The 15343-nt window shown below is 47.3% G+C and carries 15 protein-coding genes and 1 pseudogene; 3 read left to right on the top strand and 13 right to left on the bottom strand.

All coding sequences use genetic code 11. The features are described from left to right. Positions 1-11 precede the first annotated feature (11 nt). From ACYCSE_RS13320 to ACYCSE_RS13310, 3 genes are read left to right on the top strand one after another with little or no spacing between them, the layout of a single operon-like run. On the top strand, positions 12-992 hold the full coding sequence (locus tag ACYCSE_RS13320; RefSeq protein ID WP_069291128.1) for an ABC transporter substrate-binding protein: 981 nt from the start codon (positions 12-14) through the stop codon (positions 990-992). Further along, a complete protein-coding gene (locus ACYCSE_RS13315) occupies positions 989-1993 on the top strand; it encodes a FecCD family ABC transporter permease (protein WP_459698369.1) in 1005 nt (334 codons plus the stop codon). Before ACYCSE_RS13320 ends, ACYCSE_RS13315 begins: the two co-directional genes overlap by 4 nt. Beyond that, positions 1990-2967 carry a FecCD family ABC transporter permease gene (locus tag ACYCSE_RS13310; protein WP_322174417.1) on the top strand — a complete coding sequence of 326 codons (978 nt, stop codon included), beginning with the start codon at positions 1990-1992 and terminating at the stop codon, positions 2965-2967. Before ACYCSE_RS13315 ends, ACYCSE_RS13310 begins: the two co-directional genes overlap by 4 nt. 40 nt (positions 2968-3007) lie before the next feature. Here the strand turns inward: ACYCSE_RS13310 and ACYCSE_RS13305 are convergent, their stop codons facing one another. From ACYCSE_RS13305 to purD, 13 genes and pseudogenes are all read right to left on the bottom strand, one after another. Further along, positions 3008-4261, bottom strand: a complete 1254-nt coding sequence (locus tag ACYCSE_RS13305) for a serine hydrolase (RefSeq protein ID WP_459698368.1) — start codon at positions 4259-4261, stop codon at positions 3008-3010. Positions 4262-4444: 183 nt separating this feature from the next. After that, entirely contained in the window at positions 4445-4870 is a 426-nt protein-coding gene (locus ACYCSE_RS13300; protein ID WP_023987060.1) for an OsmC family protein, read from the bottom strand. Positions 4871-4924: 54 nt separating this feature from the next. Then, positions 4925-5674 (bottom strand): amino acid ABC transporter ATP-binding protein, encoded by a 750-nt coding sequence (locus tag ACYCSE_RS13295; protein WP_302055497.1) that lies wholly within the window; start codon positions 5672-5674, stop codon positions 4925-4927. Positions 5675-5688: 14 nt separating this feature from the next. Then, positions 5689-6336, bottom strand: coding sequence for an amino acid ABC transporter permease (locus tag ACYCSE_RS13290; RefSeq protein WP_039272371.1), 648 nt, complete (start codon positions 6334-6336; stop codon positions 5689-5691). Positions 6337-6421: 85 nt separating this feature from the next. Next, the gene (locus ACYCSE_RS13285; protein WP_452566268.1) at positions 6422-7279 is read right to left on the bottom strand and encodes a substrate-binding periplasmic protein; all 858 of its coding nucleotides are present in this window, start codon (positions 7277-7279) and stop codon (positions 6422-6424) included. 98 nt (positions 7280-7377) lie between these two features. Then, positions 7378-8055 (bottom strand): TetR/AcrR family transcriptional regulator, encoded by a 678-nt coding sequence (locus tag ACYCSE_RS13280; RefSeq protein WP_452566267.1) that lies wholly within the window; start codon positions 8053-8055, stop codon positions 7378-7380. A 267-nt stretch (positions 8056-8322) separates the two neighbouring features. Next, positions 8323-9346: pseudogene (locus ACYCSE_RS13275) on the bottom strand (NADP-dependent oxidoreductase). Positions 9347-9433: 87 nt separating this feature from the next. Beyond that, positions 9434-10516, bottom strand: coding sequence for an alkene reductase (locus ACYCSE_RS13270; protein ID WP_459698367.1), 1083 nt, complete (start codon positions 10514-10516; stop codon positions 9434-9436). A 49-nt stretch (positions 10517-10565) separates the two neighbouring features. Next, on the bottom strand, positions 10566-11351 hold the full coding sequence (locus ACYCSE_RS13265; protein ID WP_459698366.1) for an SDR family NAD(P)-dependent oxidoreductase: 786 nt from the start codon (positions 11349-11351) through the stop codon (positions 10566-10568). Beyond that, positions 11348-12049 carry an SDR family oxidoreductase gene (locus ACYCSE_RS13260; RefSeq protein WP_250259391.1) on the bottom strand — a complete coding sequence of 234 codons (702 nt, stop codon included), beginning with the start codon at positions 12047-12049 and terminating at the stop codon, positions 11348-11350. The genes ACYCSE_RS13265 and ACYCSE_RS13260 overlap by 4 nt, the downstream gene beginning before the upstream one ends. 361 nt (positions 12050-12410) lie before the next feature. Beyond that, positions 12411-12989: a TetR/AcrR family transcriptional regulator gene (locus ACYCSE_RS13255; protein ID WP_250259393.1), complete on the bottom strand. Its 579-nt coding sequence runs from the start codon at positions 12987-12989 to the stop codon at positions 12411-12413. A 402-nt stretch (positions 12990-13391) separates the two neighbouring features. Then, positions 13392-13853, bottom strand: coding sequence for a DinB family protein (locus tag ACYCSE_RS13250; RefSeq protein ID WP_459698365.1), 462 nt, complete (start codon positions 13851-13853; stop codon positions 13392-13394). Positions 13854-14069: 216 nt separating this feature from the next. Continuing rightward, the gene (gene purD, locus ACYCSE_RS13245) at positions 14070-15335 is read right to left on the bottom strand and encodes a phosphoribosylamine--glycine ligase (protein ID WP_459698364.1); all 1266 of its coding nucleotides are present in this window, start codon (positions 15333-15335) and stop codon (positions 14070-14072) included. Positions 15336-15343 lie beyond the last annotated feature (8 nt).

Raw genomic sequence — 15343 nt, 5'->3', positions numbered from 1 at the left:
GGGGATAACATATGGCAACACCGAAACAACCACTGCGCACAGGTATGCTGCTTGCAGCGGTCCTGGCACTACTGACGGTCATTATGGCGGGATGTGGAAGCCAGTCACAAGATAACAGCGCAGTAGCACCTCAAGCAACAGGCGACACTCGAATCATTAAACATGAGATGGGAGAAACCAAAGTTACAGGTACACCCAAAAGAATCGTAACCCTGGAATTCTCTTTTGTCGATGCCACAACCCAACTGGGCGTAACACCTGTCGGTATAGCTCAGGAAAATGACGATGATATTGATGGGCTGCTCGGCAAGAAAATCGACTTCACACCAGTAGGCACACGCAAACAACCAAACCTGGAAACGATCAGCTCCTTGAAGCCGGATTTGATTATTGCTGATCTGAATCGTCATAAAAGCATATACAAAGAACTTAGTGAGATTGCTCCGACCATTGTTCTAAAGAGCCGCAATTCCTCCTATGAACAAAACTTGGCATCCTTCGGTGTCATCGCCGATGCGTTGGGTGAGAAGGAAAAAGGCGAGCAAATTCTCGCTACGCATAAAGCTACAATGGAAAAGTTGAAAGAAGGCATCAAAGCTGGTGAGCCACGCAGTGTATTGCTAGGGGTATTCCGTTCTGATTCACTATCGGCTCACGGCGCTTCATCCTTTGATGGACAACTACTGGAGCAAGCGGGTATCCACAATGCCCTTCAAAATACAAGCGAGCCTACCGTCAAGCTGACGCTGGAGCAAATTTCACAAGCGGATCCTGATGTGATCTTTTTGGTGGAAGCCGATGAGAAGCTGATTGCGGAATGGAAGCAAAACCCGCTTTGGCAAAACATTACGGCCGTCAAAAAAGGGGAAGTTTACGAAGTAAACCGGGCACTGTGGACCCGATACCGTGGACTCGGCTCAGCCGAAAAAATACTGGAGCAAGCCATTTCGCTTCTGTATCCCGCGCAAAGTAAAGGAGACGGCTCCCGTTGATCGGACAAGCCTCACGCGACCGGCTGAATAAGCCGGTCTTCTTTGCACTTATCGCTGCGTTGCTGGCGGGATTGCTGCTTAGCGTGGCGATTGGCCCAGTCAGGATGGACATCCCCACCGTGCTAACTGCGCTGTTCACTGAGCATCCGTCTAAGGATCAGCTCATTGTCTTGACGGTACGCCTACCGCGTGCCGTTATTGGCCTAATCGTCGGGGCCGGGCTTGCCGTGGCTGGAGCCCTGATGCAGGCCATCACACGCAACCCGCTGGCTTCGCCGCAGGTATTCGGGGTCAGCTCAGGCGCTTCGCTGGCTGTCGTGCTGTCCGTCGTGCTGCTGCCGAATATCGGATCGTCCGGCAGCATTTATTTTGCTTTTGCCGGGGCCATCGCAGGCGGCTCCTTCGTATACGCGCTGGCCGGAACGGCGGGCATGACGCCGGTCAAGCTGGCCCTTGCCGGGATGGCCGTGCATCTGTTGCTGGCCTCCATCACCCAAGGACTGCTCGTGTTCAACGAGCAAATATCTGATGTGCTGTATTGGCTCGCCGGAGCCATCGACGGGTCCACTTGGGCCGACACGCGTCTGGTGCTACCATGGTTCGCCGTGGGTATGATTCTTGCGCTGGCGCTGGCCCCCTCGCTATCTGTGCTGAGCCTCGGGACGGAGGTCGCACAGGGATTGGGACAAAACGTACGTCTTGTCCGTCTACTGGCCTCGGCCTCAGTGATTATGCTGGCAGGCTCTGCCATAGCGGTAGCCGGGTCCATCGGCTTTGTGGGCCTGATGGTACCGAATATCATCAAGATGTTTACAGGCGACAATTACAAACGGGTCATTCCCCTGTCTGCAATCTGCGGAGCTCTGCTGCTGACATATGCAGACGTGCTTGGACGATTTATTGCATTTCCTTATGAATCACCCGTTGGCATTGTAACCGCGCTGGTGGGTGCGCCCTTCTTTTTATATCTGGCGCATAAGAACGGGAGGGCTTCACGATGAAAAAACTGTGGATTTTACTCGCGCTCATGCTGGGTGTTGCTTTTATAGCTATAGGCGTGGGCAGCACCTACATTACGCCCTCTGAGCTGATCAAGGCTCTGACGGATCGGAATGCCTCTTCCTGGTTCATCGTTCACCATTATCGGCTGCCACGCGGTCTGCTGGCCATCATGGCCGGAGCTGGGCTGGCAGTAGCCGGTGTTCTGCTGCAAGGCATGATCCGCAACCCGCTAGCCTCGCCAGATGTGGTAGGTGTCTCCAAGGGGGCCGGCTTTGCGGCGGTTCTCGTCATCGTGCTGCTGCCCTCATCCCCAGTGGCGCTGCTGCCTGTAGCCGCCTTTGTCGGGGCTGGGCTAGCTGCACTGTTGCTCGTACAGCTTTCGATGAAGGGAGGCATGCGTCCCAATATGCTAGCCTTGACCGGACTGGCGGTGGGCGCTATTTTTCAGGCTGCGACCGATTATATACTGGTCAAGTATCCACTCGAAGCCAGCGACACGCTCACTTGGCTAGCTGGAAGTCTGTGGGGCAAAGGCTGGGACGAAGTGTATGGGCTACTGCCGTGGTTAATCGTATTGCTGCCTCTCGCCTATACACTACAGCGCAAGCTGGACATTATGAGCCTAGATGAGGAAAGCTCTGCTGGGCTGGGACTTAGCGTGAAGCGTGTGCGTACAGGACTGCTAGCCGTGTCAGTCGCCTTGGCTGCCTCCTGTGTCGCTGCCATCGGCTCCATCGGATTTATTGGACTGCTGGCACCGCATCTGGCACGGCGGTTATTTGGCAATCGCCACCGCTATCTATTGCCCGGTTCGGCGATGATCGGCGCCCTGATTCTCGTCCTTGCTGACGCGCTGGGACGAGGTCTGAAGCCGCCGCTCGAAATTCCCGCTGGCATCGTGACAGCCGTCATTGGCGCGCCATATTTTTTGTATCTATTGCTGCGGGAACGCAAACAAAAAGACAGTGGATAGGATGAGGATAAGAAGTTGCGCAGCGCAGCTAAACGCAGTACTATACCCTAGCGTTTAGCAGCGCTACCTGTACACCGATACGCCGATTAACTTCTTTTCTAAACGATTCATCATGCAGTAGCCTCTTTTTAAAACCATTTATCATTTCGGGAAAGCTGGCATTTGTGCTTGGGTCCAAATCGTTAAAAAAGACAGCTAGCTCTGTCGTATGCCCTTCCTTATCTGTCGCATACATGGCCAGTGTCAAAACATAAGCCGTAGAGCCACCTTTTTGCCCAGTATGTTTCAGAGATTGCTGGTTTTCAGGAAGAACCATAAATGGTTCCTCCAACACCTCGGACAATAACTTTTGCTCAGCTTTTGTGAACCCTTGACGGCGATTCAGCTTACTCATTAAAGAGGCATACTCGGCTGTCGTTGAAGCTATAAAGCGATCCGTATTGATACGATCATAATCCTGATCATACCAAGTCGTAATATCTGCGTTTCTCTTGTAAGAACCACTCACATCACGGCGCAGCTTGTTATGAATCACGCGGGCATATCGGCGAAATTCCGTATCAGACATCGCCTGAATGGCTTCTTTGGCAGAAATATTATTCTTTGTATTATTCCAATTCTCACCTTGTCTCTCCTTCATCCATTCGTAGGGAATCAAAATGGAGGATACAAACGGATAAATGGGATCATGATTTTGCAGCCCCATTTTAGCTCTCGTCCGATTGATCGCATCCACCCCTAGTTTGTCCATTAAATACTCCGCATTGGCGTTGGAACTAAATTGAATCATCCCCTTGGCGACGTCTCGTACAGATACAGTTTCATTCTGTATCCGCCCTTTAGCCTCCATATTCTGTAGCCACGCCGTATGAGCACCCCCATCCAAACCCGGCAAATAAAACCTTTCCAGCGAAATCAGCTTCACTCTCCCGTCCGGGTTAATCTTACCCACCATCGCTTGCTTGACATATTCGATCGCAATGATTGTTTTGACGGTGCTCGCCAAAGGCATCATCCGATTTTCTTCTTGGCCTGCCAGCTTTTTTCCATCTCTCAGAATCGTAATCGAAACTTTTTCTGCATTCGCCTCCACAAAATGAAGTAAACGCCGGGCAGCATCCTGTTCCTTCGTTTCTTCCTTAACGTCAGCTGCAATCGCAGTTGTGGGCCGGACGGTATTCGAGGGATTAGCCACTTGATTCTGCATGAAAGATAGTAAGCCTGCCGCTACACCCATAACGATGAGCACTGTAGCCAAACTAGTTGCTACCACGATAAGGCGCTTTCGTTTCACTCTTACCTCCCCCCGTATGCACTTCACACACAGGTTTATTTTCCCATTTCTATATTTCAATTTCTATTTTAAACGAAAACACAGTACAAAAAGTTTCATTACGTGTCATATTTTCAAATAACATAAAAAAGAGAGCCTCCTGTATATAACACAGGCTGACTCTCTTTCACTATCCTTTAACACTTATGCTGGATAGGGTACTTCGGTTCCATTCAATATGAGGTGCATCCGAATTTCCGCTTTTAAGGAGTCGGATACCGCACAATATTTTTCCTTCCCCATCTGAATCGCTTTCCATACGCGGTAATCTGGAATATCTCCATCTACGTGGAATGTCAGATCAATCGCTGTAAAGCCTGTCGGCATTTCTTCCTTGCGCGTACCTTCTGCGTCAATATCGATGCGAGTAATGTCCGACAAGAAACGATCCAAAATCATCGTGATATCAATGCCCATACATCCCGCCAGACCCGCCAACAGCAGTTCCATGGGTGTCATTCCTTTACCATCACCGCCATAAGCCGCCGTAGCATCCATCCCAACGGAATAACCGGATGGACCCTCCGAAGTAAACGCGCGTTTGCCGTGCCAAGTTGTAGATACTTTCATGTTCAAAGGCCTTCTTTCCATCTTAATAATCTATGATTTATTCTCGATCTTACTTTAAAATTCACTGATTTGGCGTAAAAATTTCTGTGTTCTCTCATGCTGGGGAGTGTCAAAAAACGCCTGTGGCGCTGCCTCCTCCAAAATGATACCATCTGCCATAAATACGACCTTGTCCGCCACCTCGCGAGCAAATTTCATCTCATGAGTAACGACGACCATCGTCATTCCGTCTTGAGCCAACTCTCGCATAACACCTAGTACTTCCCCTACCAGCTCGGGATCAAGCGCCGATGTCGGTTCGTCGAACAGCATAATCGCCGGGTCCATCGCCAGCGCACGTGCAATGGCGACTCGTTGCTGTTGTCCACCGGACAGACGTGAAGGATGTACATCCTGCTTGTCCGATAACCCCACCCGCTCCAATAACCGTTGTCCGATGGACATAGCCTTGTCGCGCGGCATTTTTTTTACTGTCAGCAGTCCTTCAATGACATTGCCGATTGCGGTTTTGTGCGGATACAGATTGAATTGCTGGAACACCATCCCTGTCTGTTTGCGAATCTCACGAATGGCTGCTTGGCGGACACGAACGGGAGCCGTAGCATCGACCTCAACCCCATTCACCTCAAACTTGCCGGAAGACAGCTCTTCCAGACCGTTCAGGCAGCGCAGCAAGGTACTTTTACCTGAACCGCTCGGGCCGAGTAATACGACGATTTCACGAGCGGCAACCTGAAAATCAATGCTTTTCAGAACCTCTACCTGTCCGAATCGTTTACCTAATCCGTTAGTTGTTATCATCATCTATCATCTCCACCTTAATAAGCTCGAGCCAGACGCTTTTCCACCCGCTCCAGTATAGCGGAGAATCCAATGCTCATAATCCAGTACATCAGGCCAATTTCGAGCAGAAACGGCATGTAAAGCAAATACTGCGCCTGTAAAAGCTGTGCCTGCCGCATCAATTCACTGACCCCGATAACCGACACCAGCGACGTTTCCTTAAGCATACCTACAAATGTATTCCCCATCGGTGCAATTGCGATCCGTACCGCCTGAGGAAGAATAATACGCCACATCGTTTGACCCGGCGACATTCCCGTTGCATAAGCTGCCTCGGTCTGCCCCTGGGGTACAGCTAAAATAGCTCCACGGAACGTCTCCGATAAGTACGCCCCTGTATTAATGCTAAGTGCCAGACAAGCAGCTGTCAGCGATCCGAATGATATTCCATAATCATCCAGTCCATAATAAATGACCGCAATCTGCACCAAAACCGGCGTCCCCCGAATGATCGATACATACATGCGCGCCAGCCATCGAACAGGTCGATTCCCCTTCAACCGGGCCACAGCAACAATCAAACCAATGATTAGGCCAAAAAACATAGAGACAATCGTAATATATAGCGTATAATAAGCACCCTTTAATAAAAAAGGGACGTTCTCCCACATTAATTCAAGCATTGGTTATATTCCCTTCTTTCAGACGAGTGGCCCCATGTCAGCATAAAAGCCAAGACTGGAGCCAGACGCCTCTAACAGGCTTACGTTATTCTTTTGGCTCCTCGCCAAACCATTTTTTGAAAATTGTTTTGTAAGTGCCGTCTTCCTTCATTTCCTTCAAAGCCTTGTTCAAGGCTTCTTTGAGCTCAGGAGTTTTCTGGTTAATGGCTACACCCGCTTGATCCGATTTAATCGGCTCGCCTACGGCTTTAATTTGGAACCCGTTTTTATCGATAATAGGCTTGAGAGCATACAGATTGTTGATTGTTGCGTCAATACGACCAGAGTTTAGATCCTTTAAGGAAGTAATGACATCATCATACGTTTTAATCTCAAAATCGCCTATCTTCGGCAGTACTTCATTCCGCAGATAAGATTCATCATTCGTTCCCAAGCCGACACCAATGGTTTTGCCTTTAAAGTCCTCCAGCTTGGTAATATCATTTGTTTTGCTGTTTACGATAATGTTTACATTGTTTGTGATATAAGGCTCTGTGAAGTCAATAGCCTTCTTACGATCCTCTGTAATCGTCACCTGACTAATCACTGCATCGAATTTTTTCTTTTGCAAACTTGGAACCAGTCCCGAGAATTCTTGTGCCGTGAACTCCGGTTTCACTCCAATCCGCTTCGCCAATTCTTTGGCGATATCCACATCAAATCCGTCCAATTCCTTGTTATCGTTCAAGAAATTGTACGGCGGATAAGTGCCCATCATGCCTACCTTAATTACACCAGCCTTCTTGATTGCTTCGAGCTGGTTACTCGCTGCCACATTACTGCTACCCGCTCCATTGCTAGTATTAGAAGCTTCTGGCTTAGTACCGCAAGCGCTTAGCACAAGGCTGAACAATGCCACAGCCATGAGTGTAGTTACCAAGAACCCTTTTTTACGTGTTTTCATGTATCCTTCTCTCCTATCTGGATGTATATGATTGAGTTCATATATGTGATTTGGCTATATTATTTGTTCCAACTACCCATTCATGCGATGTTGACCCTCTAGCTTTGACCTAGTAGTCCATAAAACTCAAAATTAGCCGCCTCTGCTGCCAATCTTTTAGCAGTTATCTGTGTGATGTGGTCATATGTTCCCTCTGAACCGAATAGCCAGCGTGTAATGACACCTTCGATCATACTCATGAGTAGTGCCGCCCTTAATTCGACATCCAATTCAGCAGGCAACATGTTCAGCTCGATCGCTCTTTCCATATTGCGCCGGAATGCCAGCTCCATCGCGGCCCTTGTCTCTCGGATACTCTGGCGCACCGGTTCATCGACACCACTGCCGATCAGCAGCAAACCCATCAGATAGCGGTTCTCCAATGCAAAATCAAATAACCGAACAAACAGCGCCTCCGATGCCTTAACCATATCAGCCAGCGTTCCCGCATCACGGCGATATCCCTGTCCAATCGCTGACAGTAGTTGTTCACGACCGGTAGCGATAATCTCCAGCGCCAGTGCCTCTTTGCTTTTAAAATGCCAATAAAACGTGCCTTGGGCTACTCCAGCCTCTACCACGATATCTGAAATCTTTGTTTGATGGTAACCCTGCTCGGCGAACCGCTTCAATGCAATGTGAAGAAGCTGTGTTCTGCGGTCTGTTTCTTCCCCCGTGTGCTCAGCAGGTTGGTCATTTGAGACGGTCTCGGACTGCTTCGCCTTTCGTGGCTGCATGGGTTCCCTCCTCCCGATTGATCAGTCAGTCAGTTTTGTATTTTTAATCCTATAGGATAAGTATACTTTTGTCAAAGAAAAAAGTGTCAGAAGAAAATAAGTATTAGACTGGCGCCAACAAAAAAGACAGCGGCAGTCTTAGACTACTGCTGTTTTATTAAACTAACGTTCTCCTTTAGCGTAATCAGCCAAATGCTACGAAGCGTGAATGTGGTGTTATGCCAAGGCACCTTTCGAGCGTATTTCCAAAATTCATATATCCTCTCCTTAGAAGGTTACTATCACTTTTCCTTCGGAGTGGCCAGTAGAAACTTTATTTAAAGCCATGTTAATGTCATCAAAATTATAAACTGAATCTATAGCGGGCTTAATATCTTCATCCTCAACTAGTTTCGTCAGTTTTTGTAATTGCCTGCCATTAGCGGACACGAATAAGAAGCGATATTCTTTATTCTGTTTAACTGCTAATCGATCTAAACGAGCACCTACTAAACCAAACAATAGCTTTTTCCATATTGGAAAGTTATTTTCAGCAGCAAAGCGGTAATTGGGTAAAGCCTTCAATGATACCAATTTCCCTTGGGGTTTGAGAATAGCAAGTTCCGTTTTAATTTCTTTTGCCCCCAATGTATCGATAACATAATCGATATTAGATAGCAAATCAAAATAATTTTCCTCTTTATAGTTAATGAATTGATCAGCGCCGATGGACAGTGTTCGTGATCTCCCTCTTTCACTGCCGCTCGTAATCACATATAACCCCATCGATTTGGCAATCGGGATAGCCATCGTACCAAAGCCGCCGGTTCCTCCAGAAATAAATAGTTTTTTATCGGGTTGAACATGAAGTACATCATGCAAGGCTTGATATGCAGTCAAAGCCGTGAGGGGTACCGCGGCGGCCTCAATAAAAGAAAGATTTTTAGGCATAACGGAAATCGCATCCTCATGGACTGCCGCATACTCAGCAAAAGCTCCGATTTTATTTATTGGCAGCCTCGTATAAACGGGATCTCCAACCTTGAATTTCACAACATCTTTTCCAACAGCCTCAATAACGCCGGATAGTTCGTTTCCTAAAGTTAAAGGGAAGTCATAATCGGCAATCATGCGAATACTACCATTTAAAATAAGAATGTCTAAGGGATTTACACCTGCAGCTTTTACTTTGATAAGAACTTCATGGTTATTGATTTCCGGTATTTTTTATATTGTTTATTTCTAATTGGATTTGTTTTGAATATTTTTGCATTTGCGCAGCTTTCAATTCTTCATCTTCTCCTTTTCTCATTTATCTTAATTCCACATTCGTTTATTGGAAAAATTGATGGCGTACTTTAACTTGTACGCCATCATAAAGCAATATCCATGTTATTCTTTACTGATGTTGAGATTGAAGTTCTTTCATCGTAGGATAATCTGTGTAACCCTCGCTTCCGTTACCAGAGTACAATGTTTTACGATCTGCTTCATTCAAAGGAAAGCCTTCTTTAAGACGTTCAACTAAGTCCGGATTAGCTAATGACCATACCCCGACTGGCGCCATATCAGCAAGGCCATTATCAATATCTACACTAAGATCTTCTAGAGCCCGTCCAGCTCTATTGACTAATAATGGATTTGGCCAGATGTTGCGAATTTCATGGAGCAGTGTTTCGTTCCCTAAATGCATAACATGGAGGTAAGCTAAATTATATTGAGCTAATTCTTTTACAAGGTGAAGATAAACTTCAAGACCGTGTTCGCCCTCATCAATTCCGTTAAGAGGTGTTCCCGGCGAAATACGGAAGCCTGTTCGTTCTGCTCCAATTTCTTCAACGATTGCTTTCGTTACTTCAATTGCAAAGCGAGCACGGTTCTCTATCGATCCACCGTATTTATCCGATCGTATATTAGAATTCTCCCCAATAAATTGATTAATCAGATAACCATTTGCTCCATGAATTTCAACGCCGTCGGCTCCTGCTTTAATAGCTGCCGCTGCTGCTTTCCGGAAGTCTGCAATTGTCGTCTGGATATTTTCTTCACTTAACTCTCTTGGAACGGGTATTTCCTGCATCCCTTTAGCCGTAAACATTTCTACACCGGGTGCGATCGCAGATGGTGCAACGGGTTGACGATGATGTGGTGTATTGTCGGGGTGCGAAACACGACCGACATGCATTAATTGGATAAATATAAATCCACCTTCTTCATGTACCGCATCCGTAACCTTTTTCCAACCTTCAATATGCTTTTCCGTATAGATGCCCGGTGACCTTAAGTAACCTTGACCATCATCAGAAGGTTGTGTGCCTTCAGTAATAATTAAACCCATCGATGCTCTTTGAGCATAATAATGGGAAGTTAGCTCTCCCGGCGTACCATCCTCTTGCGCTCTACTACGTGTCATTGGTGCCATCGCTAACCGATGGGGTAATTCCATGTTGCCAATTTTCGTTTTGCTCCACAGTTTTTCCATTTTAAAACCCCCTCTTTGAATTGAGTTTATTAACTCCAATGTCTTTCGATTATCGCTCCACTTTAGCCTGTGCGGATCTGACCGCATTTGTCATGAACTTGCGAGGCAGCAACCGCGGCAAGAACGCCATGAACTTGTTGCGCCCCCCTGTTATGATTAAAGTCTTGCCCCGCAAGAATTCGCGATATCCTATGTCAGCCACCTGCCCAACCTCCATGACGCCGCTTCTAAACAGCTTTGAGGTGGCTAGCCCAGCACGATCGACAAAGCCAGTCGCTGTCGCTCCCGGACAGAGTGCGGACACAGTCACGCCTGTGCCGCGCAGCTCATTCTCCAAAGCCTCAGTGAACGATAGTACGTACGCTTTTGTCGCATAGTAAACTGCCATCAGTGGTCCAGGAAAAAAAGCCACCAACGAAGCCACATTCAGCACGCCCCCTTGCTGCCTTTTGACCATATCCGGTAAGAACACCTTAGTCATTACAGTCAGAGCCTTGATATTAATGTCGATCATATTCATCTCTTGCTCCAACTGTGTCTCCAAGAATTCCCCGTACAAGCCGAAGCCCGCATTATTAACAAGAAAGTCGACGGTGATCCCTTTTTCTTTAAGCTCCCTGTAGATTTCCTCTGCCACGCCAGGTAATGCAACATCTTTGGCGATGTATGTCGTTTGGACACGGTACTTTTTCCGATATTCCCTCGCGAGATCCACGAGCTTGTCCTCGCTGCGTGCGACCAGCACCAAATCGTATCCGTCTTTGGCGAAACGATCCGCCAGCTCTTTTCCAATTCCGCCCGACACTCCGGTAATTAGTACAGTTTTGCTCATCATTTAAGCTGTGGGTAAATAGCAGCTACACCGCCAGCGAGAGCACGCTGGAGTTGACGGCTCGGTTCATCAGCAAGAATTTCAAAGCTATCGGACTCTATTCCATCAATTGCAATTTTTGCAATATCAGCAGGGTTGGACTTCGGAGCTTCAACGCCTGACGTCATGTCTGTATCCATAAAGCCCACATGCAAGCCAGCTACTCTCACATTTTGAGGATACAGATTTAAGCGCAACTCGTTCGTCATTGCCCACGCAGCCGCCTTTGCAGCCGAATAAGCGCCTTCACTCCCGCCACTACTGAACCATGATAATGCGGAAAGGATATTCAGTATGGATCCCCCACCATTATTAATAAGAATAGGTGCGAAATTGCGAATCATGGATAATGTGCCAAAGAAGTGCGTATTAAATTCCAACTGTATTTGATCGAGATCACCGTCAAGCAAAGTAGCTCCTGTAGCCGAGCCTGCATTGTTGATCAGAAGCGTAACATCTTGAGCGGCCATAGCAGCTGCCGCTACCTCTTGAGGGTTCGTAATATCAAGCTTTACAGGAATTGCACCGGGAATGTCAATGGACTGCGGATTTCTTGCTCCGGCATACACCTTAGCCCCTCTGGATAGAAGTTCAAGGGCAAGATGGCGACCAAAACCTCGGTTCGCGCCAGTGACAAATACAACTTGTTGAGAAATATTCATTTTCATGTGCTCCTTTTATTGTATTTTGTTTATGAAATTGTTTTCTTGAAGCTATTTGGCCTGCGTTTTGATACGTAGTAATTACGGTAAGCGAGTTTTACTCGATACTTGTTTTCTAACGAGAACGTTCATTCTCAAAATCGTTAAAAAAAATACTGAGTGCCTTACTCTGTTGTTTTTATGTGTTGTGTTGTTTGTTGTTTTAACTGCGCTGATAAACTTCATTGTAAACTATGCTTTAGAGCTTCTTTCGGCGTTTTTAGAATGTTCATTCTAAATTAAGCGTAAGATAACTCCATCGCAAAGAGCATGGATTAGCAGAAGGAACACTTCACATCTGAACTGACTACCACAACTACCCTTATTCTTCAAGGAGCTTCATCGAAATATGAGTAATACGGTGAAGCTTTTCTCTGGAAGCCGAGGTTCTTGCCATTACCCTTAACCCAATCCATACATTATGCAGGTATTCCGCCAATTCCTCAGCATTGTATGTGGAGGTGAATTCACCTTCACGCTGTCCCCAAAGAATAATCTCCTTGAGCAATTGCTCTGCTGTCGTGAATGCTTTCGTGGCCTTGTTGTCCACCTCGACGTCGCGCGCCGCCAATTCTACGGCCGAATTCACCATTAAGCATCCGGCTGGCGAGTCCTCATCCCCGTCGATCATGAAGCTAAAAATAAACTGTAATGCCTCCGATGCGGTCTTGGATCCTTTAACCCCTCCTGCAAGCGCGGCGATGATTTTGTCGTCAAACCGATCCATCGCTTTCAGGAACAGACTATGCTTATCTCCAAAAGTATCATACAAGCTTCTTCGATGAATACCCATATGCTCAACCAACTCGGTCATGGACGTTTTCTCGTACCCCTGCTCCCAAAAGAGCCGCATCGCCTTATCCAAGACTTCTTTCTCTTCAAACTCCTTGCTTCTCGCCATTCCCATCTCCCTCCCTCAATTAATATAACATATTGAGAACGATCAGTAAAGAATCGTTATGCTCTTTTTGAATGACATAATATTTCCATCGAGTTGGTTATCATACAATTCTACATATTGTAACTCCCCTGCCCGTTAGCTTAAACAAGTACCGGCAGTCTAATGTAGTGCTTATGAAAAGTAAATAAGCCCATAACCGTATTTGGAAGGTAAATTAATTTTCCAATTTATAAGGGTATGGGCTCTCTTTGATCCTAAATAAGGCAGTGTAGGTTCTTATCACTTATAAAATATCATCGTCTGCTAATATACATTAGCATATTGTTCTTATATGGTAAAAGCAATTTGTTGAGCTATCATACCGTCGTTCAATGTCAATCCCATTCCGAGTAATGGTGATTATTAGGCTCTGAGCCTCGCGAACGTGATGTAATCGATTTGGACAGGCTCTGCCGATTCGATCCGAAGCGCCCGGTTGATCTGTCCCCGGTGATATTGCCCATGTAAGAGGACCTGCGACAGGATGTCCCGGACGGACGTTCGGAACGGAACCCCGCTCTGGTTCGCATAGTCGATCATCTCGTCCAACTCGGATTCCTCGAGCCCTTCGATATAGACGCGATATTGTTCGGCGTTTTCTTCGAACATCGTCCGGATCGCCGTCAGGTCTTCTGCTTCCTCCCACAATGAATATTGCGCGCTGCCCTTGCCCTGCAAACGGGACAGCCAGACTCGTTCCGCGACCGCGATGTGCCGAACCAGCTTCAGAAGGTCCTTGTTCTTCGTCTCACTCTCCCCGAGCGCGTCCAAGATGCGTCCGTCCGCCCAGTACAGGTGGTCCATCATGCACTTGATCGTCTTCATTTCGGTTTCCCCCTCTTCGTCTCATCGATTACTTGAACCTACTATTAACCGTTAGTTTAATCATGTGAATGAACTAAAACAACCTTTTTTGGGTGAAGTCCTTGTTGCTGTAAACTAAGCACTAAGAAAACGCTTTATTTCCTCAGTCCACAACTTTATTTCCTTTGAACAAAAAGAGAACCTCCACAGAGGTTCTCTTTATCCTTTATATCGCTGCTACAGCAAGGCTTTTGCCGCAATGTCCGTACGGTTTTGTTTACCTTCAAAGGTAATACGATCCGCCTGTTCGTAAGCTTTGTTCCGTGCCCCGGCAATATCACGTCCCAAGCCGACCACACCTAATACACGTCCGCCGTTCGTTACCCACTCGCCCTGTTCGTTGATGCCCGTTCCAGCATGGAACACGATAGCTTCGTCTACCTGTTCCAATCCGTGGATAGGTACACCTTTGGCGTAAGCTCCAGGATAACCTCCAGATGCCAGCACCACACATACCGCTGCTTCATCCTTCCACTCGATCTCCACCTGATCCAGCGTGCCATTTACAGCAGCAAGAAAAATATCGAGTAGATCGGATTTTAAACGAGGCAGAACCACTTGAGTTTCCGGATCACCGAAACGTGCATTAAACTCAATGGTCTTCGGCTTGCCGTCCGGCGAAATCATCAATCCGGCAAATAATACACCTCGGAACGGGCGCCCTTCAGCAACCATGGCCTTGGCCGTCGGCTTAATAATCGTCTCAATAGCTTCCTCAATAATAGAATTGGCTATGTGAGGCAACGGAGAATACGTACCCATGCCACCTGTATTCGGCCCTTTGTCACCATCAAAAATGGGCTTGTGGTCTTGGGCCGCGGCCATCGGACGAACCGTTTCACCGTCGACAAAGGAGAGAATCGACATTTCCTGACCAGCCAGAAACTCCTCAATCACGACCTGTGCCCCGGCTTCACCAAACACCTTGGTCACCATAATGTCGGAGAGAGCCTTTTCCGCTTCCTCCATCGAGTAAGCGACCGTTACCCCTTTGCCTGCCGCGAGTCCGTCTGCCTTAATGACAACCGGAATCGGTTGTTCCTTCAAGTATGCATGTGCTTCCTCATAAGTATAAAACTTGCGATAGGTTGCTGTCGGAATATGATATTTATGGAGCAAATCCTTCATGAAGATTTTGCTACCTTCAATTTCCGCTGCATTTTTACGCGGTCCGAATACTGGAATGCCTTTCGCTTCAAAAGCATCCACAATACCATCTGCCAGCGGATCATCGGGACCAACCACGACAAGTCCTACCTTTTTGGATTCCGCCAGTTCTGTCAGCGCGTCAAAGTCACTCACCGGAATCGGCACGCACTCCGCTAACTGTCCGATACCAGCATTGCCTGGTGCGCAATAGATCTGCCCGGCCTTGTGGCTTTTCTTCAGCGCCCACACAATTGCATGTTCGCGGCCGCCCCCTCCGATAACCAAAATATCCATTCAGGTGT

This window comes from Paenibacillus sp. SEL1 (assembly GCF_054602535.1).
The sequence above is the reverse complement of the archived record's forward strand: the minus strand, read 5'-3'. Positions and strand labels throughout refer to the sequence as shown.